This is a genomic window from Gibbsiella dentisursi (genome assembly GCF_039539505.1).
Classification (GTDB): Bacteria; Pseudomonadota; Gammaproteobacteria; order Enterobacterales; family Enterobacteriaceae; genus Gibbsiella; species Gibbsiella quercinecans.
Genome location: NZ_BAABDG010000008.1, coordinates 107,561 through 134,454, shown reverse-complemented (window position 1 = coordinate 134,454; position 26,894 = coordinate 107,561). Strand labels below are relative to the sequence as shown.

Sequence of the window (26,894 nt, the reverse complement as noted above, 5' to 3'; positions counted from 1 at the left end):
TCACTCTTTTTTGGCGAAAGGGTTATCAGCCGGCGCAACCAGCGCCGTCTGGAATCGGTTATGTTGCAGCACCGGCATCTGCGCACGGATAGTTTGCAACGCCGCTGTATCAACGCACACATTAAGCGCCGAGACCGAGTCCGGATTTTCGGCCAGAATTTTGCCCCAGCCATCCACGGCCAGCGAGTGGCCCCAGGTACGGCGCGTCGCGCTATGGCGGCCCACCTGCGCCGGCGCCAGAATCACGCACTGGGTTTCAATCGCCCGGGCGCGCAGTAAAATTTCCCAGTGCGCTTCACCGGTGACGCGGGTAAAGGCCGCCGGCACGGAAATCAGCTCCGCCCCCTGCGCGCGCAGCGCCTGATACAGCGCCGGGAAACGTAAATCGTAGCATATCGTCATGCCCAGACGCCCCACCGGGGTGTCCACCACCGTCAGCTGCTGACCATGCTGGTAAGTGTCTGATTCGCGGTAGTGCGCATGGGCATCGTTGATGTCCACGTCAAACATATGCAGCTTGTCGTAACGGCCCCGGATCTCGCCCTGGTCGTCAAACAGCAGGCTGCTGGTGGTAATGCGGGCCGGGTCTTCGCCGCTGATCAACGGCATTGAACCCACCAGTAGCCACACGCCGTAGCGGCGGGCGATATCGCGCACCGCCTGCTGCAAGGGGCCGTCACCGGCCGGTTCCGCATGTTGGCGATAAGCCGCCGAGTTGGCAAACAACAGCGCATTTTCCGGCGTCATGACCAGCTTAATCCCGCCTTTGAGGTGCTTGATCTGCTGCTCAATCTGCGCCAGGTTATCCCGCACCTGATCGCCACTACACAGTTGTAACAACGCAACGTTGGCTTTTTTCATGGCGTCTTATCCTCCTTTGGCTTACGCAATACCTCATCGATCTTCGGCTGATCCAGGCTGCCGACAATGTGGTAACGAATCAGCGAAATTTTATTCCATAGGGGTGCCAGCACTTTTGATGCGGCAAACACCGCCGCCCCGACGATCGGGTTAATCACGAAGGCGGTCGCCACGCCCACCGTGGCGGAGATTTCCGGCGCCACCACCGCTTCCATATCGATCTGGCGCTGCACCAGATCAATCTGGCCGCTCATGGCGATGTCCGCCGCCAGCCCGTCGACCAATAGATTATCGGTATGCATTATGCCATCTTTCAGCCATGCGGTGCTGCGGATGGAATCAAAGTAGAAGCCTTTGCCAAAGGTGTCGCTGAAATCAAACTGTAGCTTACGCAGCAACGCATCGAAACTCACCAGCCGCAGCAGTTGGCCGGCCCGGCCGCCGCCAATATCTTCAATTTCGCCTTTGCCGAGGGCCGCTTGCAGCGTGCCGCTCAAGGTGGCTATCTGTGGCTGCCACGGCTTGCCGTGCCAATACAGATCGAAATCCACATCATACGGCGCGCCCTTCAGCGGCGTGGTGATGCCGAAAAAGGTGGCGGTATCGTCAATATTGCCGCCCAGCAGTTTGCCTTTCAGCGCGGTGCGTTCTTCCTGGCTGTTTTGCTTCCACAGCCCGGTGGCCGTCACTCGCCCTTTGCCGGTATCGATCAGCGCATGCGTCAACGCCAGGGTATCCCCCTGGTTTTGTATATCGGCTTCCACCTTGCCCAGATTCTGGCCAAGTATCCAGCAAGACTGGCAGCGCAGCATTAGCGAAGGCCAATTGCGGAATGACACGTTATCCATGGCAGATGTGGAACCGCCTTGCGCGGCCTGCCCGCTGCTGCCGTTGAACTGCGGATTGTAATAAAGGTACTGCAGGTTGGCGCGCCACGGGCCGTTATTCGCGCTCAGCAGGCGGCCATCCACTTCATCGCCCTTGGCGGCGATTTCCAGCCCGCCGATGCGCTGTTCGGCGCTCAGTGTCAGCCGGTGCCAGGCCTGGCCGCCCAGCAGCAGTTGGGGCGTATGCAACGCAACCGTAGTCGGGAAACGGAAGCTGCCTGCGGTGCCGCTGCGGCCGCCGCTCGCCGGCAACGCCGGCGCCAACAGCGCCAGCCATTTTTCACCGTCCAGCGGCGGCAGGTCCAGGCTCAACGACGGGCTGCCCGGCAAGGCCGGGGTAGCGCCGCCGTCGCTGCGCCATGCGGCGCGCACCAGTTGCACCTGCTTGCCTGGGAAGCGCCATTCGCTGTTGAAATGCTCTTGTTTGCCCGCGCGGCCGCTTAGCCGGAAACCATTCAGGCCGCCTTCCACGTTGACGCTCAGCGGTAACGGCTGGCCCGCCGGTTTATCCAGCGGAGAAGGTAAGTGACTGCTTACTTTCTTGAGGTCCGCCTCCAGGCCGATGTCATAATGGGCGCCGCCGCCATGCGGCAGGCTGATCGCCACCTTGCTCTGCCAGGGCGCGCTGCCCTGCAGCGCCTCGGCGGCGGCCGGCGGCAACCCTGGGAATTTGCCCGGCAGCCAGTCGCCCTGTAGCCCAACGTTGATTTTATAGTCTTTTTCCGCTTCCTGGGTGTTGAACTCTATCGCCAGCGGCTGCCCGAACCAATTGGCGCTCAGGGTATCGCTGGTCAGGTTGCCGTTATCAAAGCGGAATTTGCCGCTCACCTGCTCCAGCGTGCTGCCCAGGGGCTTCACCAACAGCGCGTTATTGTTCAGCGCCACTTCGCCCTGCGCATCGGTATGCCCGCCGTTGAGGGGAATATCAAGATGTAAGCGCCCACTGACATCACCCTTGACCTGCAGTTGATCCAGCGCCGAGCCAACCGATTTCGCCAACGGCGTTTGTTTGAAATAGTCATGCACATCCGGCCCGGCGCCGGCGAGTTCGGCATCCACAAACAGCCGCTCTTGCTGATAATCCGGGATCACTGCACTGATATCGCGCCCTTCCACCTTGCCCAACCGGGCCTGCGGCGCATGCATCCACAGGCCGTTGTTGGCAAAATCGAGGTCAATCGCCAGATCGTTTAGCGCCGGCCAACCCGGCTGGAACTGGAAGGTGGCATGGCGCAACGGCACATACACCTCAAATTGCCCTTCGTGCTTTTTATACGGGAAGTGATGCGGGTTGCCGGCATAAATCAGCGATGCGTTGTCCACCTGGCCGCCCTGGATCGCGCCGCTCAGGTAGTCCACCAGATGGGTGCCCATCAGCGGCTCGGGGAAATAGCGCCAGGCTTGCGCACCGTCATACAGGCGGATACCGGCCAGAATGCTCAGCCACGGCTCGCCCTGCGCCGGCTGTTGGTAGCGGAAATTGCCGTTCACCCACAGCGCGTTGGCTTTCACATCGAGGTTTTCGCTCGCCAACTCCCAGCCGCTATCGCTGTATCGCCAGGTCAGCGCGCCGCTGGCGCGGCTCACTTCCAGCGGCGCACGGAACATATCGCCCACCGGCAGCGTGCTGTTGTTCAGATCGATCGTCAGGCGGCCGCTTTCCACGCCGCCGGCCAGCGCGCCGGCAAAGTGGTTCACCCCCGGCAAACGCTGCCAGGGCTGCCAGCTCACATCCTGCCAGCGAGCCTGGAAACGGCTTTTTTCGGGCTGTTTGAGCGGCACATCCAGCGCCAGCGCGTCAAGCCGGCCTTTCGGCTGCATCACATCCCAGCGTTGCAGCACATCCGGGCTAAGGAAGGAGAACATCGGCAGCAGCGGGGTTAAGCGCTCAAGCGTAATGCCGCTGGCGCGCAGGCGCAGCTCCTCTGGCTGATCCGGGCCAAGCAGTTGCGTGTCTTCCGGCAGCCACAGCGCAGAGAGCCGCCCCTGCGGCCAGCTCTCGCCGTCAGTCGCTAGCTTTAATTGTGGCACGTCCAGCTGCCAACCTTTGCCCTGGCGGCTCAACGCCAGCGCCAGATTATCCACCTCCAGGCGGTGCGGCTGGGCGCCCACCTGCCAACTGGCGCTGCCCTGTTTCAGCAACGCATTGCCGCTGTACACTTCGCCGCCTTCAACCTTCAGCCAGGCCGCCAGATTGAAATTGGCGCTTTCCAGCCCGGTATTGCTGCGCAGCCAGCGGCTGAACCACGGCTTCATATCAATATTGTCGGCCTGCAGATACACCGTGCCGGTATCCAACAGCCCTTTATTATCGCGCAGATCCAGGCGCAGCTGCACCACGCCGTGCTGGCCGTTGAAGGACGACAGGCCGATCTGCCCTTCGGCCCGGTGGCGATCGCGGCTGTTGAGCCAGGTTAAACGGGGAATGTCGAAAGCGGCGCGGGCGTCGGAAGGGGTGAGGAAAGAGACGCGGCTGTCGCGCAAGTCAAAATGATCAAGCTGATATAAAAACAGATCGCTGACGGTGCCCGGCTGGAGGGTTTCACGTTTGTCGCCCTCACCGCCCAGCGTGGTGTTGAGATCGAGCTGGAGCTGGTAAAAGGTAAGATCGCGAAACTGCCAGCGCCAGTGCAGCAACGACTGCCAAACGTCCAGCGCCAGCGTGACGCGCCCGACCTGCAGGTTGCCGGCCGGGAACGTGGTGCTGATATCGCGCACTTCCAGGCGTGGGCCGAACGATTCCCAGTGCCCCTCAATAAAGCTTGCCTGAACGGGCAGCCCGGTAAAGGCAGCAACCTGTTGCAACAGTTGGGGCCGGTAATCGTTCAGCACAGGCAACACCAGGCGCAGGCCGCTGATCAACAGCGCCACAGCGACAAGTAAAGTGGCGCCCGTTGCTAACAGAATACCAGGCAGTCGCCTCACGCATTTCTCCTTGCTCCGCTGCCTGGCAACGGTTGTTACTGTTTAAAGCTGCACATAACCGGCTCGCGCGCCGTTCGGCCCGGGCGCAAGGCGCCGCAGGGGGGCAATGGACAGTTTTACATCATCACAACGTCAAACTGCTCCTGGCTGTACAACGGCTCGATTTGTACTTTTACCTGTTTGCCGACGAAAATTTCCACCTCTGCCAGCGCGTGCGACTCTTCGCTCTTCAGCGCTTCCCCTACCGCCGCCGATGCATACACCAGGAAGCGATCGGAGTCGTAAGCGTGGTGTACCCGCACAATCTCGCGCAGGATTTCATAACAAACGGTTTCGACCGTTTTCACCGTACCGCGGCCGTTGCAGGTAGGACATTCGTGGCACAACACATGTTCAATGCTTTCACGCGTCCGTTTACGCGTCATTTCCACTAATCCTAGCTGAGAGAAGCCGTTGATTGTGGTTTTTACCCGATCTTTACTTAGCGCCTGCTCCAGGGAATGCAGCACGCGGCGGCGATGATCTTCATTGCTCATATCAATGAAATCAATGATGATTATCCCGCCCAGGTTGCGCAGCCGCAGTTGGCGGGCGATCGCCTGGGTGGCCTCAATGTTGGTGTTGAAAATGGTTTCATCCAGATTGCGGTGGCCGACAAAGGCGCCAGTGTTGATGTCGATGGTGGTCATCGCCTCGGTCTGATCGATGATCAGATAGCCGCCGGATTTCAATTCAACCTTGCGCTCCAGCGCCCGCTGGATCTCGTTTTCCACATCGAACAGATCGAAGATCGGCTGCGTGCCGGCATACAGCTCCAGCTTGCGGGTAATATCCGGGATATATTCGGCGGTGAACTCCACCAACAGCTCGTACGTCAGGCGCGAGTCGATCCGGATGCGATCGAGCGCCGCGCCGGCGAAATCACGCAGGATACGGTGGGCCAGCGCCAGCTCGCCGTACAGCATGCAGCGGGTCTGGTTGCGTTTGCGGCGCTCGACCACTTTGGTCCAGAGGCGTTTGAGAAACGCGGCGTCCTGCGACAGCTCTTCCTCGCCGATGCCTTCGGCGGCGGTGCGGATAATAAACCCGCCCAGCTCATCACAGTAGTCCGCCACGATGCTTTTCAGGCGTTCGCGCTCGGCTTCGCTTTCAATGCGTTGAGACACCCCAACGTGCGCCGCACCCGGCATGAACACCAGGTAGCGCGACGGCAAGGTGATATCGGTGGTCAGGCGCGCGCCCTTGGTGCCCAGCGGATCTTTCACTACCTGCACCACCAGATCCTGCCCCTGGCGCACCAGCTCGGCGATATCGCGCACGTGGAAATTCTTGCGCTCTTCGCCAGCCACGCATTCAGTATGCGGCATGATATCGGAGGCGTGCAGGAAAGCGGCCTTCTCCAGGCCGATATCCACAAACGCCGCCTGCATGCCGGGCAGCACGCGGCTGACACGCCCTTTATAAATGTTGCCGACGATGCCGCGCTTGGATTCACGCTCAATATGGATCTCTTGCAGGATGCCGCCGTCTATATAGGCAACCCGCGTTTCCGCCGGTGTGATATTAACCAGTAGCTCAGCTGTCATTGTCTTCTCCCCGGAACCGGCCGCATCATGCTCATCAACCGGTTCTTACACTTCGTAATGCGACAAAATTACTGAGCAGCTCATGTGTTTCGACCAGCGGCAAACCCACCACCGCATGATAACTCCCGGTTATCGTTTTGACGAAACAACCACCCTTTCCCTGAATCCCATAGGCACCCGCTTTATCCATCGGCTCGCCGGTGGCAATATAATCGGTAATATCCTGCTGCGACAGTGCGCGGAACGTCACGTCCGTCACCACCAGTTGGCACAGCAGATGCTGACGATCGGCGATCGCCACGGCGGTCATCACCTGATGTTGGCAGCCCGAAAGCGCGGCCAGCATCTCGGCGGCATGCGCCGCGTCGCGCGGTTTCTCCAACACCTGGTTATTTTGCACCACGATGGTATCCGCCCCCAGCACCGGCCAGTCTTGCTCGGCAAGCGCTACCCCGGCCTGCGCCTTCTCCTGCGCCAGCCGCCGCACATAGGCTTCGGCCGTTTCACCCGCCACACGTTGCTCCACGGTATGGGTCAGCAGGATTTCAAACGGAACCCCCAGCAGGGTTAGCAATTCACGCCGGCGCGGGGAACCGGAAGCCAGATAAAGCGATGTCATTAATGCCCTCATTGTACAGCGAACTGGCGGCGAATCTTGCGCATCAGCAGGAACAGCCACGGCCACAAAACGCCGTTTACCACACTACTCCAGAATACCTCTGGGCGGAAAGAGACGTTGATCACTAAAAACTCTGCCCAAAAGACAACAACGTCCATCGCCAGCGACAACAGCACCACGATCAGCGCCTGCTGCCACAGCGCCATATTACGGAACAGTTGGTATTTGAAAGCCACCAGATAGGCAATGATGCCAAGCGCCAGCGCACGCACGCCCAGCGTCGAACCGAGGATCAGATCCATTATCAGCCCCAGCACAAAGCCGGTGCCGACGTTCACCCGGTGCGGCAGCGCCATCACCCAGTAGATCAGGATCAGAGCCAGCCAAGAAGGCCGGAACATATAAATCTGTTCCGGCCACGGCATGATTTGCAGCACCAGCGCCACCAGGAACGATAGCCAGATAATCCAGCGCCCATTGCTGCGGTAGCTATTCATTGAACCACCTCGGGCGGCGGCGATGAAACCGCACCTGGCGCCGGCGCAGGCGGCGGTGGCCCCATGGTGGCCGGTGACAGCACCTGCGGCATCATCTGCATCAAGCGCTCGTTCGCCACCCGATGCACTTCACTTGGCGACATCGGCATATCGCCATTGCGATCCGCCCCCCACAGCAGCAGCAGGTAGCGCAGGCGTTGCAGCCCGGCGGTCGGGCGCGCCTGAATCACCGTATAGGCGCGTTGGTTATCCACTTTGACCGAAGAGACGACCCCAACCGGATACCCTTCGGGGAAACGCCCGCCCAGCCCGGAAGTCACCAGCACGTCGCCTTCCCGGATGTCGATATTGCCGGGCAGGTGTTCCAGTTGCAGATCGTCAGCGCAGCCGTTGCCCGCCGCGATGACGCGAATATCGTTGCGCAGCACCTGGATCGGCAGCAGATGGGAAGCATCGCAGATCAACAGCACGCGGCTGGTCATTTTCGCCACCGCCACCACCTGGCCCACTACGCCTTTATCGCTGATCACCGGCTGGCCTTCATACACGCCGTTATCGGCGCCTTTATCAATCACCACCTGATCGCTGTAAGGATCGGAACCGGTCGAAATCACCTGGGTGACCATCTTGTGTTCATCCTGGCGCAACGGCGAACCCAGCAGCTCACGCAAACGGGCGTTTTCCTGTTTGAATTGGCCAAGAAGAAGCAGATCGCTGTTCTTTAGCAGCAGTTCTTGCCGCAGAGCACGGTTTTCCAGCTCTAACTGTTGGCGGGTAGCCAGCGTTTCAGAAACGCCATCCAGCACCTTACGCGGCCCATTGGCCAAAAAATAGAAGGGGCTGACGGCGGTATCCATGTAGGTGCGCACTTTGGCGAACGTACCAAGCCGGCTGTCGGCGACGATAAGCCCAATAGCGGCGATCACCGCCAGAAAAAGTCGTAGTTGCAGGGACGGGCCCCTGCTAAAGATCGGCTTCATAAATTATGCGAGTTCCTCGACAACAGAAGGAGGAACCGTACAAGATGCCCGCGCAATGCATTCACCCATACGATTCCTCCTTCCTGGAGCTGATTATTCTTCGCTGAACAAATCACCGCCATGCATGTCGATCATTTCCAACGCCTTGCCGCCGCCGCGTGCGACACAGGTAAGCGGATCTTCCGCCACCACCACCGGAATGCCGGTCTCTTCCATCAGCAGGCGATCCAGGTTACGCAGCAGCGCGCCGCCGCCGGTCAGGACCATGCCACGTTCGGAGATATCGGAAGCCAGCTCTGGCGGGCACTGTTCCAGCGCCACCATCACCGCGCTGACGATGCCGGTCAATGGTTCCTGCAGTGCTTCCAGGATTTCATTGGAGTTGAGCGTGAAACCACGCGGCACGCCTTCCGCCAGGTTACGGCCGCGCACTTCGATTTCGCGCACCTCATCACCCGGGTAGGCAGAGCCGATTTCATGTTTGATACGCTCGGCGGTGGCTTCACCGATCAACGAGCCGTAGTTGCGGCGCACATAGTTGATGATAGCTTCATCGAAGCGATCGCCGCCAATGCGCACGGAGGAAGAATAGACCACGCCGTTAAGCGAGATAACGGCGACTTCGGTCGTCCCGCCGCCGATATCCACCACCATCGAGCCGGTGGCTTCGGAAACCGGCAGGCCGGCGCCGATGGCGGCCGCCATCGGTTCTTCAATCAGGAAGACTTCACGCGCGCCGGCCCCTTGGGCAGACTCGCGGATAGCACGGCGCTCAACCTGGGTGGCGCCGACCGGCACACACACCAGCACCCGCGGGCTTGGCCGCATGAAGCTGTTGCTGTGAACCTGTTTGATGAAATGCTGCAGCATTTTTTCCGTCACGAAGAAATCGGCGATGACGCCGTCTTTCATCGGACGAATAGCTGCGATATTGCCAGGCGTACGCCCCAGCATTTGTTTAGCATCATGACCCACGGCCGCGACGCTTTTCGGCGAGCCGGCACGATCCTGGCGAATGGCAACCACCGAGGGTTCATTCAGTACAATGCCTTGCCCTTTCACGTAAATCAGGGTATTGGCCGTACCCAAGTCGATGGACAAGTCATTGGAAAACATGCCACGAAATTTCTTAAACATACTAAAGGATAATCCTGCAAGCTGGGGGCGGAAAATAAAATCCGCCTACTTTACCAACCACACGAAGCAGCGACAAGGCGCAAAAACGTTCTGCTTCGGTGAAAAATAGCCTGTATTATTTTTGCTCGCCTGCACGGATATGGAAGAAGGCCTGATATCCTTGAGGAATGGCCCAATTTGCTCCCTTGCCAGCGCATAAAACGGCGTAACACAGCTCATAAAATCTAACATTTTCCCTGATTGTCTCGGGTGGTAAGCGCCCACCAACTTCCACCAGGAAAGGACAGGCTATTCTACGTTAAAACCTGCCCAAAATTCAGATTAAACATGAAAGCGGCGCGAATATTTTTTATCCTTGCCGTCGACCCGCGCCAACGGCGTGAAAAAATCACCCTGGCCGCCGAGCACTCCTTTTTCTTTTAGCGTTTCCCACTCACAGCGCGTACGCACGCCGGTGGCGAACACCTGCGCCCGCGTTCCTGCGCAGGCCCCGGTCAGGCTCTGAACAAACAGCTGATTTTCATCGCGTTTATCAATATTACGCACCAGGCCCGGGTGCAGCTTGACCAATTCTACCGGCAACGACTTGATATAAGACGTGCTCACGACGGTTAAACCCGCCTGGGATACCGCCAGCCGACAGCCCAGCCCGGCGAGCAAACGCAGCGCCGGGCGCAGGCGATCTATATGTAGACAGAGATCTGCCTCGGCAAGTTCAATCATTATTCGCCGCCGGCGACTTTTTTCGCATTGCAGCAGGGTATCGCGCAGCCAGAGCTGAAATGGCTTGCGCAACAAAGCGTCCACGCACAGCGGAAATGCCAGCGTTTCATCCGGCCAGCGGCTCAACAGCGCCATAATGCGGCTGAGCAATTGGCGATCGTAACTTTCCGAGAGCCCAAATTGCTGCACCATTGGCATATATTCGGCGGGTAACAGCTCCTGATCGCCATCATGGATCCGGCTCACGATTTCCCGGTGATCCACCTTGCCCGCCAGCGTGATCGCCGGTTGTTGGTAAAACCTGGCGCTTTGCTGCGCCAGCGCCTGGGCCAATAAGGTGCGCCACTTCACGCTGCCGCGGCCCTTTTCCGGCACCTGGCTGTCGTAGACAAACCAACCGTTGCCGCCGCGCAACGTGGCATTGCGAGCCGCTTGCTCTGCGCGATCGATCACCTGTTCGGCCGCCTGGCCGCCGCCGTAGGCGACGATACCGATATACATAAACGCCTGGCGATCGATAATCTCCGTGGCCGGCAACGCATCGGTGGCATGCACCAACTGAGCGGCAATGCTGCCGGCGTCTTTTAATGTGCAGTGGGGCAACAGCACGGTGAAATCGCTGTGAAAATAGCGCGCCAACAGCGCCGCCGGGTAACGCAGCACGAACGTTGATAGCAGATTGACCACCGAATACATCAATTCCTGAACTTTGGTGTTGCCGTGGGTTTCCCACAGCGTTTCAAAATCCGGCAGCCGGATCATCATCACCACGCCGTAGGCATTGTCTACTTCCAGCTGAGTCGCCAGTTGGTTATCAAAAAACAACCGGTTATTCAGGCCGGTCATGGCATCTCTGGCGGCAAAGGCGCGGATCAGGGTATCGACACGGCTGCGCTCTTCGCGCGATTCCATCAAATCCGCCAGCAGGCGATCGATCGCCCCACTGACGCTGGACGGCCATTCCCCCTCCTGCCCACGCATCACCGTTTCCCGCTCGCCATTGAGGATGCGGCGCGCCCGCCGCTCCAGGCGGTCTTCCCCTTCGGCCTGCGCCCCCAGCCAGCGCAGGCTGAACAGCAAGATAATAATCATGGTGATAATCGCCAACGTCACCGCGGTGGTGGATTGTAAATTGCGAACATCGCTGTCGTAGGGATCGAGGTAGGAGATATGCAGGGTGGCGCCAGGGTAATGCATCAGGGCCAGATCTGCCCGTCGATAGCCGCTGAGCGGCAGCGGGGCATCATCGAACGCCGGCGCATGATACGACAACAGATTGCCTTTAGCGGTGTCGATGCTGATCGCCACCACCCCCAGCGGCCGCATCACCAACGGCAGCCAGTACGCCTGTTCATCCGGCGGCTCAAGCAGCATTTTCTGATCGAGCGCCGTCACCAGCGCGTCGAAACGCCGCGCCAGCCGATCCTGGGTAACGTAAAAAAAGCTGTATGAACAGCCAATCAGCATCAACAGCATCGCCAGCGCAACCAGCAAGGTGATCAGTGCCGAAAGTTTGGTGGTAAATCGCATCCCTGTGCCCTATCCACTATGGTTTATGAAGTATGCTGCCCTTAAGGCACATAACGCTTATACCCTGATGAGTTGACAATAGTCTATTTTTTAGACTTTGCGCATGTGCTTTTCTTTGTTCTTAATCAGAGTATCGGTTAGCTATATGCATATAGTCGATAAATCAAATTCGGTCATTCATTCAGGAATGCACACCAAGAGGAAGCGTGACATGCGTGCACTATTATTAGAGCAACAAAACGATCAAACGCTGGCGCACATTCGGGATATCAGCAGCGATCAACTACCGGAAGGCGATGTAACGGTCGACGTTAACTGGTCCAGCGTGAACTATAAAGACGCACTGGCCATCACCGGTAAGGGCAAAATCGTTCGCCACTTCCCGATGGTGCCGGGCATCGATTTTGCCGGTACGGTTCATAGCAGTAAGGATCCGCGCTTTAAAGAAGGCCAGAGCGTGGTGCTCACCGGCTGGGGCGTGGGGGAAAACCACTGGGGCGGCCTGGCGGAACAAGCGCGAGTGTCGGGCGAATGGCTGGTGCCGCTGCCGCAGGGGCTGGATGAACGCAAAGCGATGATTATCGGCACCGCCGGTTTCACCGCGATGCTGTGCGTGATGGCGCTGGAAGAAGGCGGCGTCCACCCTGACAGCGGCGATGTGCTGGTCACCGGCGCCAGCGGCGGCGTGGGCAGCACGGCGATCGCCATTCTGGCCGCGCTGGGCTACCACGTTACCGCCATCAGCGGCCGCGACAGCAACACCGATTACCTGAAAGCCCTCGGCGCCAAAGAAGTACTGGCGCGCAGCGGCTACATTGAAGCCCCACGCCCGCTGGAAAAACAGCTGTGGGCCGGGGCGATTGATACCGTCGGCGATAAGCTCCTGGCCTGCGTGCTAGCGCAGATGAACTATAACGGCACCGTTGCCGCCTGCGGCCTGGCCGGCGGTTATCAACTGCCCACCACGGTGATGCCGTTCATCCTGCGTAATGTGCGCCTGCAGGGCGTGGATTCCGTGCATACGCCGCTGCACCGCCGCCAGACCGCCTGGGAGCGCCTGGCCGGTATCCTGCCGGAAAGTTTCTACCAGCAGGCCACCCAGGAAATCTCGCTTGAGCAAGTGCCCGCCACCGCGGCCGATCTGCTGGCCAATAAGGTCACCGGCCGCACGCTGGTTAACATCCGCTAGATTCCCCTCCCGGCAGGGCGCATCGCCTATGCGCCCTGCATTCTTCTCTGTTTACCCCAATTGTCCGGTGGAATTTTTCGCCACGCGGTTCGCAGAAGCCCGGTTTTCACGCCATGCTTATGGGATATCAGGAGGAAAACCCATGAACAAACCGCGTATCTTGACGGAAAAGGATGTCACACCGGAAAGCGTGTTCCAACAACGGCGCCAGGTGCTCAAGGCGCTCGGCATTTCCGCCGCGGCGCTGGCGTTGCCCAACAGCGCGCGGGCGGATTGGCGATCGTGGTTCAAAGGCCACGATCGGCCAAAAGCGCCGCCCGGCAAAGCGCTGGCGTTCAGCCAACCACCCGAATGGCAGCCTCAGTTGACGTTAACGCCGGAAGACAAGGTGACCGGCTACAACAACTTTTACGAATTTGGCCTGGATAAGGCCGATCCGGCAGCCAACGCCGGCGAACTGAAAACCGCCGGCTGGCAGGTACAGATCGACGGAGAAGTCGGCAAACCGATGACGCTGGATATTGACGGGCTAATCGCCCGTTTCCCGCTGGAACAACGCATTTACCGTATGCGCTGCGTGGAAGCCTGGTCGATGGTGGTGCCGTGGATCGGTTTTGAACTGGGCAAACTGCTGCAATTGGCCGAACCGAACGGCCATGCCCGCTATGTGGCCTTCCAGACGCTGTACGATCCGCAACAGATGCCAGGGCAGAAAGACCGCTTTATCGGCGGCGGCTTGCCGTACCCCTACGTTGAAGGGCTGCGCCTGGATGAAGCGATGCATCCGCTGGCGTTGTTGGCGGTGGGCGTCTACGGCAAAACGCTGCCGCCGCAAAACGGCGCCCCGCTGCGCCTGGTGACGCCGTGGAAATACGGTTTTAAAGGCATAAAATCGATCGTGCGCATCAGCCTGACGCGCGATCGGCCGCCCAGCACCTGGAATGTGTCTGCGCCGAACGAATACGGCTTTTACGCCAACGTGAACCCGCACGTTGATCATCCCCGCTGGTCGCAGGCCACCGAGCGTTTTATCGGCGCCGGCGGCATTCTGGATGTCAAACGCCAGCCGACGCTGCTGTTCAACGGCTATGCCGACCAGGTGGCGGCGCTGTATCGCGGTATGGATCTGCGGGAGAATTTCTAACGTGCGTTTAACCCCAACCCACATCAAATGGATTAAGGCCGCCATTCACCTGGCGGCGTTGCTGCCGTTTTTCTGGCTGCTGCTGGCGGTGAATCAGGGCGGCTTCAGCGCCGATCCAGCCAAGGATATCCAGCATTTTACCGGCCGAATGGCGTTGAAACTGCTACTGGCGGCCTTGTTGATCGCACCGCTGGCGCGCTATAGCCGCCAGCCGCTGTTGATGCGCTGCCGCCGGCTGGTCGGCCTGTGGTGTTTTGCCTGGGCCACGCTGCATTTGGCGTGTTATGCGGCGCTTGAATTGGGGCTGAGCAATGTCGCCATGCTCGGCAGTGAGCTGGTGCGCCGGCCTTACCTGACGCTGGGCATGATCAGTTGGTTAATCCTCTTGGCGTTGGCCGCCACTTCGACGCAGTGGGCCATGCGCAGACTGGGGCCGCGTTGGCAGAAACTGCATAACTTCGTCTATCTTGCCGCGATCCTGGCGCCGATTCACTATCTATGGTCGGTGAAAATCCTCTCGCCGCAACCGGTGATTTACGCCCTGCTCGCGCTGGCGTTGCTCCTGCTGCGTTACCGCAAATTCGCAGGCTGGCTCCGGTAAACCCTTTATGGGCCTGCGTTGTTGACGGTAAAAATTCCCGTTTTGCCATGGGAACTTTTCTGTGTTCTATCCCTCATAATCCAATAGTTCTCAATCCGCTTGTATCCAAGGGGGTTGAATATCTTCGCTGATAAGACCAGTATTTAGCTGCGAATTGCTACGATATCGCTATAATGCCTCACTTTGTCCCTGAGCACGGCGCAAATTTTCCCGTCAATAGGTGACAAATCGGTGACATCGGGCTATTTTCTACGATGATGGTTTTATTGCCGGAGATACCAGCACAATGGCGGATAAGTTTCACATTTTGCTTTTGAACGGCCCCAATCTGAATCTGCTGGGGACGCGTGAGCCGGATAAGTATGGCAGCACGACGCTGGCCGACATTGTCAGCGGCCTGGAGAGCCAGGCGGTTACGCTGGGTATCACCCTGAGCCATTTACAGTCCAACGCCGAACATGTGTTGATCGAGCGCATCCATCAGGCGCGCGGCAATACGGATTTCATTTTGATCAACCCTGCCGCGTTCACGCATACCAGCGTGGCGTTGCGCGATGCGCTGCTGGCAGTTGCGATCCCGTTTATCGAGATCCATCTGTCGAATGTGCATGCCCGCGAACCTTTCCGCCATCACTCCTACCTGTCTGATATTGCAGTAGGCGTGATTTGCGGGCTCGGTGCGCAGGGCTATTCATTCGCTTTACAGGCAGCGGCCAGCCGCTTGTCAAAACCCAACTAATTGCTAGACAAAAAGAGTACGGAATCACACTCATGGATATTCGTAAAATCAAGAAACTGATCGAACTGGTTGAAGAATCAGGTATTTCTGAACTGGAAATTTCTGAGGGCGAAGAGTCAGTTCGCATCAGCCGCGCCGCCCCTGCCCAGGCTTACCCTGCACAACAGGTGTACAGCATGCCCGTTCAGCAGCAGCCCGCCCTGGCCAGCGCCGTTGCTGCCGCGCCAGCCGAAGAAGCGCCTGCCGCACCGGCGGCCGTGAGTGGCCACATGGTCCGTTCCCCAATGGTCGGTACTTTCTACCGCACGCCAAGCCCGGATGCGAAAGCCTTTATCGAAGTGGGCCAGAAAGTGAGCGCCGGCGATACGCTGTGCATCGTTGAAGCAATGAAAATGATGAACCAGATCGAAGCTGACAAATCCGGCGTGGTAAAAGCCATCCTGGTCGAAAACGGCCAACCAGTTGAATATGACGAGCCACTGGTCGTCATCGAATAACGAGGCGAACCATGCTTGATAAAATTGTTATCGCCAACCGTGGCGAGATTGCGCTGCGTATTTTGCGCGCCTGTAAAGAGCTGGGCATCAAGACCGTTGCCGTCCACTCCAGCGCAGACCGCGATCTGAAACACGTCCTGTTGGCTGACGAGACCGTGTGCATCGGCCCGGCGCCGTCAACCAAAAGCTACCTGAACATCCCGGCGATTATCTCGGCGGCGGAAATCACCGGTGCGGTGGCGATCCACCCCGGTTACGGCTTCCTGTCCGAAAACGCCGACTTTGCCGAGCAGGTTGAGCGCTCCGGCTTTATTTTCATCGGCCCGAAAGCCGAAACCATCCGCCTGATGGGCGATAAGGTTTCCGCCATCACCGCGATGAAAAAAGCCGGCGTGCCGTGCGTGCCGGGTTCAGACGGCCCGCTGACCGACGACATGGATAAAAACCGCGCCTTTGCCAAACGCATTGGTTACCCGGTGATTATCAAGGCGTCCGGCGGCGGCGGCGGCCGTGGCATGCGCGTAGTGCGCAGCGACAAAGAGCTGGAACAGTCCATCAACATGACCCGTGCGGAAGCCAAAGCGGCTTTCAACAACGACATGGTGTACATGGAAAAATACCTGGAAAACCCACGCCACATCGAAATTCAGGTGTTGGCGGACGGCCAGGGCAGCGCCATCTATCTGGCCGAACGCGACTGCTCCATGCAGCGCCGCCACCAGAAAGTGGTCGAAGAAGCGCCGGCGCCGGGCATTACCAGCGAACAGCGTAAATTTATCGGCGAACGTTGTGCGAAAGCCTGCGTGGAAATCGGCTATCGCGGCGCTGGCACCTTTGAGTTCCTGTATGAAAACGGCGAGTTCTATTTCATCGAAATGAACACCCGTATCCAGGTGGAACACCCGGTTACCGAAATGATCACCGGCGTGGATCTGATCAAAGAGCAGTTGCGCGTTGCGGCTGGCCAGCCGCTGTCGATCAAACAGGAAGAAGTCAAGGTTCACGGCCATGCGGTGGAATGCCGTATCAACGCCGAAGATCCGAACACCTTCCTGCCAAGCCCGGGCAAGATCACCCGCTTCCATGCGCCAGGTGGCTTCGGCGTACGTTGGGAATCCCATATCTACGCCGGTTATACCGTGCCGCCGTACTATGATTCCATGATCGGCAAACTGATCACCTACGGTGAAAACCGTGACGTGGCGATTGCCAGGATGAAAAACGCGCTGGCGGAGTTGATCATCGACGGCATCAAAACCAACGTTGAGCTGCAACAGAAAATCATGAACGACGAGAACTTCCAGCACGGTGGCACCAACATCCACTATCTGGAGAAAAAACTCGGCTTGCAGGAACGCTAAGGTTTACCCTAAACGGCGTATACGCCCTGCCAGCGCCCCCTCCCTGTTGAGGGGGCCTGTTTTTTCCGCCGGGTAGCCCGCTCTACGCCCAAAAAGATCGCCACGGCGGCCGAACCGCTTGGCAAATGCCGCACTTGCCGTAAAATCCCCTTCCTTCTGAGATATCCATAACCGTAAACCGACCGGAGACATGGATGGAAAAGCGCTTTATTCAGGCCCACCGCGAAGCACGCTGGGCGCTGTGGCTGACACTGCTCTACCTGTTGGCCTGGACGCTGGCGGCCTACCTGCCGGACAGCGAAATAGGCATCACCGGGCTGCCGCACTGGTTTGAGATGGCCTGCCTGTTGGTGCCGCTGCTGTTCATCGGCCTGTGCTGGCTGATGGTCCGCGTGCTGTTCCGCGATATTCCGCTGGAGGATAACGATGCAAACTGAAGTGATCATACCGCTGATCGCCTATCTGCTGCTGGTGTTCGGCCTGTCGGTCTATGCCTACAGCCGCCGCCAGCAGGGCAACTTCCTCAACGAGTATTTCCTTGGCAACCGCTCGATGGGCGGCTTTGTGCTGGCGATGACCCTGACCGCCACCTACATCAGCGCCAGCTCGTTTATCGGCGGCCCGGGCGCGGCCTACAAATACGGCCTGGGCTGGGTGCTGCTGGCGATGATCCAACTGCCGGCGGTCTGGCTATCGCTCGGCGTGCTGGGCAAAAAGTTCGCCATCCTGGCACGGCGCTACAACGCCATAACCCTTAACGATATGCTATATGCCCGCTATCAGAGCCGCCTGCTGGTATGGCTGGCCAGCCTTAGCCTGTTGGTGGCGTTTGTCGGCGCGATGACGGTGCAGTTTATCGGCGGCGCACGCCTGCTGGAAACCGCGGCCGGCATCCCCTACGACACCGGTTTGCTGATCTTCGGCATCAGCATTGCGCTGTATACCGCCTTTGGCGGCTTCCGCGCCAGCGTGTTGAACGACACCATGCAGGGGCTGGTGATGCTGATTGGCACCATTTTGCTGTTGGTTGCCGTGGTGCACGCGGCGGGCGGCCTGCACAGCGCGGTGGATAAGCTGCAGCAGATCGATCCGGCGTTGATTTCGCCGCAGGGCGGCGAGCAGATCCTCAGCCTGCCGTTTATGGCTTCGTTCTGGATCCTGGTGTGTTTCGGCGTGATTGGCCTGCCGCACACCGCCGTGCGCTGCATCTCCTACAAAGACAGCAAGGCAGTGCACCGTGGGATTATCCTTGGCACCATCGTGGTCGCCATCCTGATGTTCGGCATGCATCTGGCCGGCGCCATCGGCCGCGCGGTGATCCCGGATTTGAAGATCCCCGATCAGGTGATCCCGACGCTGATGATCACCGTGCTGCCGCCGTTCGCCGCCGGGATCTTCCTGGCCGCGCCGATGGCGGCCATCATGTCGACCATCAACGCACAGCTGTTGCAGTCTGCGGCGACCATTGTCAAAGATCTGTACCTGGGCATCCGGCCACAGCAGATGCAGAACGAGAAAAGGATCAAGCGGTTTTCCAGCCTGACCACGCTGATCCTCGGCCTGCTGGTGTTGTTGGCCGCCTGGCGGCCGCCGGAAATGATCATCTGGCTGAACCTGCTGGCCTTCGGCGGGCTGGAAGCGGTGTTCCTGTGGCCACTGGTGCTTGGCCTGTACTGGGAGCGCGCCAACGCGCAAGGGGCGCTTAGCTCAATGATCGTGGGTGCGGTATGCTATACGCTACTGGCCAGCTTTAATCTGCACCTGGCAGCGCTGCACCCAATAGTGCCTTCGCTGTTGCTCAGCCTGCTGGCGTTTTATATCGGTAACGTCTGCGGCGAAAAGCGCCGTGCGGCGTCATCCTTACCCTCTTGAAGAGAACTGTTATGCCTTGGATCCAACTCAAACTGAACACCACCGGCAGCCAGGCGGAAGCCCTGAGCGATGCGCTGGTTGAAAGTGGCGCCGTCTCGGTGACCTTTCAGGACAGCCACGACAACCCGGTTTTTGAACCCCTGCCTGGCGAGACGCTGCTGTGGGGCGATACGGACGTGATTGGCCTGTATGACGCCGAAACCGATATGGCGGAGGTGGTCGCCATCCTGGCGCAGCACCCGCTGCTGGGCAACGGTTTTCACCACAAAATCGAGCAGTTGGAAGACAAGGACTGGGAGCGCGAATGGATGGAAAATTTCCACCCGATGCGCTTTGGCCAACGGCTGTGGATCTGCCCGAGCTGGCGCGAAGTGCCGGAGCCTGATGCGGTAAACGTGATGCTCGATCCAGGTCTGGCCTTTGGCACCGGCACCCACCCGACCACCGCGCTGTGCCTGCAGTGGCTGGACGGGTTGGATCTGGCGGGCAAAACCGTGATCGACTTCGGCTGCGGCTCCGGCATCCTGGCCATCGCGGCGCTCAAGCTTGGCGCCGCGCATGCTATCGGCATTGATATCGATCCACAGGCCATCCAGGCCAGCCGCGACAACGCCGAACGTAATGGCGTGGCGGATCGCCTGGCGCTGTACCTGCCGAAAGACCAGCCGGAAGGGCTGCTGGCCGACGTGGTGGTGGCCAACATCCTCGCCGGCCCACTGCGTGAGTTGGCGCCGTTGATCAGCTGCCTGCCGAAATCAGGGGGCTATCTGGGCCTGTCCGGTATCCTGGCGACCCAGGCCGCCAGCGTAGCCGAAGCCTATGAAGACACATTTACCCTCGATCCGGTGGCCGAACGCGAAGAGTGGTGCCGTATTACCGGCCAGCGCAAATAATCGCCGTTTTTTGCCGCATCAGCGCCGCCGCGAACATCCTCCGGCGGCGTTTTTTTCCCCGCACATCCCGTTTATCCATGACTAAAGTAGGTGTATCCTGCGTTCCGACAGGCATACTGCCGCATCACACAGGGCAGTTGCTGAATAACGCAGAGACTTATTTTAAAAGGGAAGGGAAATGAAAAATAAACTGTGGATTGCCATCATGCTGGCGGGCAGCGTTTCTGCCGGCGCCGCGGAACACGCGCATTGGGGCTATGAAGGCCAGGAAGATCCCGCGCACTGGGGCAAACTCTCACCGGATTTTTCGCTGTGTGAAACCGGCAAAAACCAGTCCCCAGTCGATATCCAGGGCGCGTTGAAAACCCATCATGCGCAGTTGAAGCTCGCCTTCCAACCGGGTGCCCAGCAAATCATCAATAACGGCCACACGGTTCAGGTGAACGTCAGCCAGGGCAATACCCTGGTGCTGGACGGCAAAACCTTTACCATGCAGCAGTTCCACTTCCACGCCCCGAGCGAAAACGAAATTGACGGCAAACAGTTCCCGCTGGAAGCGCACTTTGTTTATAAGGCTGACGACGGCGCCCTGACGGTGTTGGCGCTGATGTTCCAGGCGGGCAAGGTAAATCCACAGTTGGCGCATGCCTGGAATCAACTGCCGGCGACGGCCGGTGAGCCGGCGCGGCTGAGCACACCGGTGGATATCCAGGCGCTGATACCGCCACACGCTAACTATTATCGCTTCAGCGGTTCGCTGACGACGCCGCCTTGTTCCGAAGGGGTGAGCTGGCTGGTGTTGGATAAGCCTGTAAGCGCTTCTGCTGAACAAATCGATCAATTCCGTTCCGTAATGCACCATGCCAATAACCGGCCGCTACAACCGCTTAACGGCCGCGTGATTGTCGATTAGCCGCCGCCGCGGCGCTTAACGACAATCAGCAAAACATACCGGTGTTTCAGGGGGGTTGGCGATGCATTTGCCTGATAAAGCCGCTATCCCCCCTGCTATCGCCGATAATAACCGTGGCAATGGCAGATAATATCCTGTTGGCAGGGGAATATTTCCCTGAACACAAAATGGGCTAAAAAACACAAGTCATTGTTAAATATATATAATATTTTTCCGCACCGCGCGGAACCACATTTCGCGTATTCGTCAACGAAAAATTGGTCAAAGTTTGGCCTTTCATCTCGACGAAAAAATGCGTAATATACGCGCCCTTGCGGACACAGTATGGTCATTCTTTGTCTATGCGCATTGGACACCACCAGTTAACAAATTGCTTGATTGCGGCCCCGATGGCCGGCATTACAGATCGCCCTTTCAGAACATTATGTTATGAGATGGGGGCTGGGATGACGGTATCCGAAATGCTCTCCTCCAACCCGGAGGTGTGGCGTACGGATAAGTCGCGTCTGCGCATGGTACATAGTGATGAACCCGGGATCCGCGCCGTGCAAATTGCCGGATGCGATCCGGATGATATGGCCGCCGCGGCACGGATTAACGTGCAGAACGGGGCGCAAATCATCGACATCAATATGGGTTGCCCGGCTAAAAAAGTGAACCGGAAGCTGGCGGGATCTGCCTTGTTGCAGTACCCGCAGTTGATAAAACAGATCCTGCAGGCGGTAGTTAACGCTGTGGATGTGCCGGTAACGCTGAAGATACGTACTGGCTGGGCGCCAGAACACCGTAACTGTGTAGAGATTGCCCAACTGGCCGAAGATTGTGGTATTCAGGCTTTGACGGTTCATGGCCGAACCCGTGCCTGCCTGTTTAACGGCGACGCGGAATACGACAGCATTCGGGCAGTTAAGCAGAACGTTTCCATTCCGGTTATCGCGAATGGCGACATTACTGACCCGCATAAAGCCAGAGCAGTGCTCGACTACACTGGGGCCGATGCCCTGATGATAGGCCGCGCTGCTCAGGGGAGACCCTGGATCTTCCGGGAAATCCAGCATTATCTGGACACAGGGGAGCTGCTGCCACCAATGCCACTTGGCGAGGTGAAACGCTTGTTGATTGGGCATATTCGGGAATTGCACGGCTTTTACGGCCAAGGCAAGGGATTTCGAATTGCTCGTAAACACGTATCCTGGTATCTCCAGGAGCATGCCCCAAATGACCAGTTTCGGCGCACATTCAACGCCATAGAGGATGCCAGCGAACAGCTGGAGGCGTTGGAGGCATATTTCGAAAATCTTAGCGTAAAAAAAGAGCTGACAGAACTATGTTCGAACAACGCGTAAATTCTGACGTACTGACCGTTTCAACCGTAAACTCACAGGACCAAGTGACCCAAAAGCCTCTGCGCGACTCGGTTAAACAAGCACTGAAGAACTATTTTGCTCAACTGAATGGTCAGGATGTCAATGACCTGTATGAGCTGGTACTGGCTGAAGTAGAACAGCCACTGTTGGACATGGTGATGCAATACACCCGTGGCAACCAGACCCGTGCAGCCCTGATGATGGGCATCAACCGCGGTACGCTGCGCAAGAAACTGAAAAAATACGGCATGAACTGATACTAGTCAGTTAACGTATTGATAAAAGGCGCTTTAACCTTTGCGGTTAAGCGCCTTTTCTTTGTCACAGCACAGCCGCCCGCACTGAGGGGGTTGGGCGCAGGTGGGGGCTTGTTGACAACCAACAGTATGTCAGCAGAAGATGACCGCAATCTTACAATCAGAGTCTCACTGATGAAAAAACTCCCGGTGGTTACCATTCACTATTGTTCACAATGCAACTGGCTGCTGCGCGCAGGGTGGATGGCGCAGGAACTGCTCAACACGTTCAGCACCGATCTGGCTTCCGTGACGCTGGTCCCCGGTACCGGCGGCATCTACCAAATCCTGGTGGATGAAACGCTTATCTGGGATCGGAAAACTGATGGCGGCTTCCCCGACGCGGCCGCGCTCAAACAGCGTTTACGTGACCATTGCTTCCCCGAGCGCTCTTTAGGCCACACGGACAATAAGGCCCACAAAGACGAAACCGCCGGCGGCTGAAATATCCGGTAGTAGGAATTAACCCGAATTAATCAGAATATTCATACTCCCTGGCGCCCATTCCAGGCCGGCGGGTGTGATATACTGCCTCGCCAAGGGCCCTGTGCGGTTACCGTGTTTCCCCACCCGATACTAACGGCCCCTTGAGTGTAAAGATTTAGTCAATTTATGATATTGGCTAAACAATCATCCTGGCCGGGTGTCTGAAGTATCGTAACGCTATAGAACGGCTTCTTAATGCGCTACAGGTTTCTGCTCCCTATATTGCATAAAAGAGTCGATATGAAGCGTACGCAAGCTTTTCAAGCAGCCCTGCTGCACCCCCGCTACTGGCTGACCTGGTTTGGCCTCGCCGTCCTTTTCCTGCTGGTTCAACTGCCTTACCCGGTGCTTCATCGCCTGGGCATCTGGCTTGGCCGCACTTCAATGCGTTTTCTCAAGCGCCGCGTCGCCATCACCCGCCGTAACTTGGAGCTGTGCTTCCCGGATATGGAGCCGCACCTGCGCGAACGCAAAGTGGTGGGCAACTTTGAATCCCTCGGCATGGGGCTGCTGGAAACCGGCATGGCGTGGTTCTGGTCTGATAAGCGCGTTAAGCGCTGGTTCAATGTCTCCGGTATCAACCACCTGAAAGTGGCGCAGCAAGACGGCCGCGGCGTGCTGGTCATCGGCGTGCATTTTATGTCGCTGGAGCTGGGTGGCCGGGCAATGGGGCTATGCCAGCCGATGATGGCCATGTATCGCCCGCACAACAACAAGGCGATGGAATGGGCGCAAACCAAAGGCCGTATGCGCTCCAACAAAGCCATGCTGGACCGTAAAGATCTGCGTGGCATGGTGCATGCGCTGAAACGCGGCGAAGCGGTATGGTTCGCCCCCGATCAGGACTACGGCCCGCGCGGCAGCGTGTTTGCCCCGCTGTTCGCCGTCGATCAGGCCGCCACCACCAGCGGCACGTTTATGCTGGCCCGCATGGCCAAGCCGGCGCTGGTGCCGGTGGTGTTAATCCGCCGTGAAAACGGCAGCGGCTATGATCTGCTGATTCAACCGGCGCTGGAAAACTACCCGATGACCGATGAAATGGCCGCCGCCGCCTACATGAACAAAGTGGTGGAAAAAGAGATTATGCGGGCGCCGGAACAGTATATGTGGCTGCACCGCCGCTTCAAAACCCGCCCGGTCGGCGCCCCGTCGCTGTATTAATTCCCCGCTATCGCCCCCGCAGCACCGCCGGGGGCGTTTACTCTGGCAACGCGTTATCCACCACGTACCCATCACGCCGAACGGCAGTTTACATCGCCTGATTTCCCCATCACCCACGCCATATCAATTCGCACCAAAATACAGCAGCCGCTGCGTCAACGCCTGTTATTAGTGCATATCCATGCATTCTTAAGCACTACTTCTTCATAGGCAGCTTGAATAATCAGTCTCCTGCAATTCTGGCATCCTGTTTGCTAAGCACTCTTTGGCATTACTTCCATGGATTTTGAGAAGGTGCGCCCTACTGCACCAGTAACAACAATCAGTGCAATTCGCTTACAGGACGCTTTATGAAAAAACTAATTATCTCTACGCTGGCCGCTACGGCCACATTATTCGCTATTACAGGACAAGCACACGCCGGCGCCACATTAGACGCCATCAAGAAAAAAGGCTTTATCCAGTGCGGTATCAGCGATGGGCTGCCCGGCTTCTCTTATGCCGATGCCAGCGGCAAATTCTCTGGGATTGACGTTGATCTGTGCCGCGGCGTCGCCGCAGCGGTATTTGGCGACGCCGAAAAAGTGAAATATACCCCGTTGACCGCCAAAGAGCGTTTCACCGCGCTGCAATCCGGCGAAGTGGATATCCTGTCGCGCAACACCACCTGGACATCGTCACGCGATGCCGGCATGGGGATGATCTTCGCCGGGGTTAACTATTACGATGGCATCGGCTTCCTCACCCACCAAAAAGCCGGGCTGAAAAGCGCCAAAGAACTGGACGGCGCCACCGTCTGTATCCAGGCCGGCACCGACACCGAGCTGAACGTCGCCGACTACTTCAAAGCCAACAAGATGCAGTATACGCCGGTCACGTTTGACCGCTCCGACGAGAGCGCCAAAGCGCTGGACTCCGGCCGCTGCGATACCCTGGCCTCCGATCAGTCGCAGCTGTATGCATTGCGCATCAAGCTCGGCAAGCCGGATGAGTTTATTGTACTGCCGGAAGTGATTTCTAAAGAGCCGCTGGGGCCGGTGGTGCGCCGCGGTGACGAAGACTGGCTGTCGATCGTGCGCTGGACGCTGTTCGCCATGTTGAACGCCGAAGAGATGGGCATCACCTCGAAGAACGTCGACCAACTGGCCGCCAAGCCCACCACGCCGGATATGTCGCACCTGCTGGGGCATGAAGGCACCTACGGCAAAGATCTGAAGTTGCCTAACGACTGGGTGGTCAAAATCGTTAAACAGGTTGGTAACTATGGCGAAGTGTTCGAACGCAACGTCGGCATGGGCAGCGAGCTGAAAATCAAACGCGGCCAGAACGCGTTGTGGAACCAGGGCGGTATCCAGTACGCACCGCCAGTGCGTTAATTCCCCGCTTAGCGTGTAGCGCCCGGCAGGGGACAACCCCTGCCGGCACAGTCCTGGTTAACAGAGGTTTATATCATGTCCCCACGCCCAACCGTTAAAAGCGACCTTTCGCTGAGTAATCCCGCGGTTCGCGCCTGGCTCTACCAGATCATTGCTCTGGTGGCTTTAGTCGCCTTCGGCGGCTATTTAATTCACAACACAGTGACCAACTTATCCCATCGCGGGATTACCTCTGGTTTCGCCTTTCTGGATAACCCCGCCGGCTTCGGCATCGTGCAGAGCCTGATCGACTACCAACAGGGCGACACCTATGGCCGGGTGTTCCTGGTCGGGCTGATGAACACGCTGTTGGTTTCGGCGCTCTGTATCGTTTTCGCCTCGCTGCTGGGGTTTTTCGTCGGCCTTGGCCGCCTGTCCGACAACTGGCTATTGCGCAAACTTTCTACCATCTACATTGAAACCTTCCGCAATATTCCCCCGCTGCTGCAGATCTTTTTCTGGTATTTCGCCGTGTTGCGCAACCTGCCCGGCCCGCGCCAGAGCATTGATGTGTTCGGCAGCCTGTTCCTGAGCAACCGTGGGCTGTATATCCCGGCGCCGATCGCCGGTGAAGGCATATACGCCTTCTTGGCGGCGGTAGCGGTGGCCATTGTCGCCATCCTGGCGCTGCGCCGCTACAACCACCACCGCCAGATCCACACCGGGAAGAGCCGGCGCACCTGGCCCTATGCCCTGCTGCTGCTGATCGGCCTGCCGGCGCTGGCCCACCTGCTGTTCGGCGCGTCCCTGCACTGGGATATACCGGAACTACGCGGCTTTAACTTCCGCGGCGGCCTGGTGCTGATCCCGGAGCTGGCGGCGTTGACGCTGGCGCTGTCGGTCTACACCTCATCGTTCATCGCCGAAGTGATCCGCTCCGGTATTCAGTCGGTGCCCTCTGGCCAGCATGAAGCGGCGCGCTCGCTCGGGCTGCCCAACCCCGTCACGCTGCGCCAGGTGATCCTGCCGCAGGCGCTGCGGGTGATTATCCCACCGCTGACCAGCCAATACCTGAACGTGGTGAAGAACTCATCCCTGGCGGCCGCCATCGGCTACCCGGATATGGTGTCGCTGTTCGCCGGCACGGTGTTGAACCAAACCGGCCAGGCGATAGAAACCATCGCCATCACCATGTCGGTCTATCTGATTATCAGCCTGACGATTTCGTTGCTGATGAATATTTACAACCGGCGTATCGCGCTGGTTGAGCGCTAA

At 58.3% G+C, this 26,894-nt stretch carries 24 protein-coding genes; 16 read left to right on the top strand and 8 right to left on the bottom strand.

The window, feature by feature from the left end; genetic code table 11:
- From nit1 to csrD, 8 genes are all read right to left on the bottom strand, one after another.
- Entirely contained in the window at positions 1 to 861 is an 861-nt protein-coding gene (gene nit1, locus ABFX35_RS18745) for a deaminated glutathione amidase (RefSeq protein ID WP_346082435.1), read from the bottom strand.
- Positions 858 to 4,673 carry an AsmA2 domain-containing protein YhdP gene (yhdP, locus tag ABFX35_RS18740; RefSeq protein ID WP_346082434.1) on the bottom strand — a complete coding sequence of 1,272 codons (3,816 nt, stop codon included), beginning with the start codon at positions 4,671 to 4,673 and terminating at the stop codon, positions 858 to 860. Before yhdP ends, nit1 begins: the two co-directional genes overlap by 4 nt.
- A 116-nt stretch (positions 4,674 to 4,789) precedes the next feature.
- Entirely contained in the window at positions 4,790 to 6,259 is a 1,470-nt protein-coding gene (gene rng / locus ABFX35_RS18735) for a ribonuclease G (protein WP_279027963.1), read from the bottom strand.
- A gap of 34 nt (positions 6,260 to 6,293) precedes the next feature.
- Positions 6,294 to 6,878: a Maf family protein gene (locus tag ABFX35_RS18730; RefSeq protein WP_346082433.1), complete on the bottom strand. Its 585-nt coding sequence runs from the start codon at positions 6,876 to 6,878 to the stop codon at positions 6,294 to 6,296.
- A gap of 8 nt (positions 6,879 to 6,886) precedes the next feature.
- Positions 6,887 to 7,375 (bottom strand): rod shape-determining protein MreD, encoded by a 489-nt coding sequence (mreD, locus tag ABFX35_RS18725; protein ID WP_095846939.1) that lies wholly within the window; start codon positions 7,373 to 7,375, stop codon positions 6,887 to 6,889.
- Positions 7,372 to 8,355, bottom strand: coding sequence for a rod shape-determining protein MreC (mreC, locus tag ABFX35_RS18720; protein ID WP_095846938.1), 984 nt, complete (start codon positions 8,353 to 8,355; stop codon positions 7,372 to 7,374). The genes mreD and mreC overlap by 4 nt, the downstream gene beginning before the upstream one ends.
- A 93-nt stretch (positions 8,356 to 8,448) precedes the next feature.
- Positions 8,449 to 9,492 carry a rod shape-determining protein MreB gene (gene mreB / locus ABFX35_RS18715; RefSeq protein ID WP_003855260.1) on the bottom strand — a complete coding sequence of 348 codons (1,044 nt, stop codon included), beginning with the start codon at positions 9,490 to 9,492 and terminating at the stop codon, positions 8,449 to 8,451.
- 321 nt (positions 9,493 to 9,813) lie between these two features.
- The gene (gene csrD / locus ABFX35_RS18710) at positions 9,814 to 11,745 is read right to left on the bottom strand and encodes an RNase E specificity factor CsrD (protein ID WP_279027971.1); all 1,932 of its coding nucleotides are present in this window, start codon (positions 11,743 to 11,745) and stop codon (positions 9,814 to 9,816) included.
- Positions 11,746 to 11,956: 211 nt separating this feature from the next.
- Between csrD and acuI the strand changes: the two genes are divergently transcribed.
- The 16 genes from acuI to ABFX35_RS18630 all read left to right on the top strand — a co-directional run bounded on the left by acuI (position 11,957) and on the right by ABFX35_RS18630 (position 26,894).
- Complete coding sequence (acuI, locus tag ABFX35_RS18705) at positions 11,957 to 12,934, top strand: acrylyl-CoA reductase (NADPH) (protein WP_095846936.1); 978 nt, start codon at positions 11,957 to 11,959, stop codon at positions 12,932 to 12,934.
- Positions 12,935 to 13,076: 142 nt separating this feature from the next.
- Positions 13,077 to 14,078, top strand: coding sequence for a protein-methionine-sulfoxide reductase catalytic subunit MsrP (gene msrP, locus ABFX35_RS18700; protein ID WP_346082432.1), 1,002 nt, complete (start codon positions 13,077 to 13,079; stop codon positions 14,076 to 14,078).
- 1 nt (position 14,079) lies between these two features.
- Positions 14,080 to 14,679, top strand: coding sequence for a protein-methionine-sulfoxide reductase heme-binding subunit MsrQ (gene msrQ, locus ABFX35_RS18695; protein ID WP_346082431.1), 600 nt, complete (start codon positions 14,080 to 14,082; stop codon positions 14,677 to 14,679).
- A 286-nt stretch (positions 14,680 to 14,965) separates the two neighbouring features.
- Positions 14,966 to 15,418 carry a type II 3-dehydroquinate dehydratase gene (aroQ, locus tag ABFX35_RS18690; protein ID WP_346082430.1) on the top strand — a complete coding sequence of 151 codons (453 nt, stop codon included), beginning with the start codon at positions 14,966 to 14,968 and terminating at the stop codon, positions 15,416 to 15,418.
- Positions 15,419 to 15,450: 32 nt separating this feature from the next.
- Positions 15,451 to 15,915 (top strand): acetyl-CoA carboxylase biotin carboxyl carrier protein, encoded by a 465-nt coding sequence (accB, locus tag ABFX35_RS18685; RefSeq protein ID WP_279029634.1) that lies wholly within the window; start codon positions 15,451 to 15,453, stop codon positions 15,913 to 15,915.
- Between the two features lie 11 nt (positions 15,916 to 15,926).
- The gene (gene accC, locus ABFX35_RS18680; protein WP_279029637.1) at positions 15,927 to 17,276 is read left to right on the top strand and encodes an acetyl-CoA carboxylase biotin carboxylase subunit; all 1,350 of its coding nucleotides are present in this window, start codon (positions 15,927 to 15,929) and stop codon (positions 17,274 to 17,276) included.
- A gap of 194 nt (positions 17,277 to 17,470) precedes the next feature.
- Positions 17,471 to 17,713: a YhdT family protein gene (locus ABFX35_RS18675; protein ID WP_279029640.1), complete on the top strand. Its 243-nt coding sequence runs from the start codon at positions 17,471 to 17,473 to the stop codon at positions 17,711 to 17,713.
- Positions 17,703 to 19,148 (top strand): sodium/pantothenate symporter, encoded by a 1,446-nt coding sequence (gene panF, locus ABFX35_RS18670; protein WP_346082429.1) that lies wholly within the window; start codon positions 17,703 to 17,705, stop codon positions 19,146 to 19,148. The genes ABFX35_RS18675 and panF overlap by 11 nt, the downstream gene beginning before the upstream one ends.
- An 11-nt stretch (positions 19,149 to 19,159) precedes the next feature.
- The gene (prmA, locus tag ABFX35_RS18665) at positions 19,160 to 20,041 is read left to right on the top strand and encodes a 50S ribosomal protein L11 methyltransferase (RefSeq protein WP_346082428.1); all 882 of its coding nucleotides are present in this window, start codon (positions 19,160 to 19,162) and stop codon (positions 20,039 to 20,041) included.
- 178 nt (positions 20,042 to 20,219) lie between these two features.
- A complete protein-coding gene (locus ABFX35_RS18660) occupies positions 20,220 to 20,954 on the top strand; it encodes a carbonic anhydrase (RefSeq protein WP_279029515.1) in 735 nt (244 codons plus the stop codon).
- A gap of 341 nt (positions 20,955 to 21,295) precedes the next feature.
- Positions 21,296 to 22,300 (top strand): tRNA dihydrouridine synthase DusB, encoded by a 1,005-nt coding sequence (gene dusB / locus ABFX35_RS18655; protein WP_095846926.1) that lies wholly within the window; start codon positions 21,296 to 21,298, stop codon positions 22,298 to 22,300.
- A complete protein-coding gene (gene fis, locus ABFX35_RS18650; protein WP_000462905.1) occupies positions 22,282 to 22,578 on the top strand; it encodes a DNA-binding transcriptional regulator Fis in 297 nt (98 codons plus the stop codon). Before dusB ends, fis begins: the two co-directional genes overlap by 19 nt.
- A gap of 174 nt (positions 22,579 to 22,752) precedes the next feature.
- On the top strand, positions 22,753 to 23,061 hold the full coding sequence (locus ABFX35_RS18645; RefSeq protein WP_346082427.1) for an Rdx family protein: 309 nt from the start codon (positions 22,753 to 22,755) through the stop codon (positions 23,059 to 23,061).
- Positions 23,062 to 23,343: 282 nt separating this feature from the next.
- The gene (gene lpxP, locus ABFX35_RS18640; protein WP_346082426.1) at positions 23,344 to 24,264 is read left to right on the top strand and encodes a kdo(2)-lipid IV(A) palmitoleoyltransferase; all 921 of its coding nucleotides are present in this window, start codon (positions 23,344 to 23,346) and stop codon (positions 24,262 to 24,264) included.
- Between the two features lie 350 nt (positions 24,265 to 24,614).
- Positions 24,615 to 25,640: an amino acid ABC transporter substrate-binding protein gene (locus ABFX35_RS18635; protein WP_279025036.1), complete on the top strand. Its 1,026-nt coding sequence runs from the start codon at positions 24,615 to 24,617 to the stop codon at positions 25,638 to 25,640.
- A gap of 75 nt (positions 25,641 to 25,715) precedes the next feature.
- A complete protein-coding gene (locus ABFX35_RS18630; protein ID WP_428832213.1) occupies positions 25,716 to 26,894 on the top strand; it encodes an amino acid ABC transporter permease in 1,179 nt (392 codons plus the stop codon).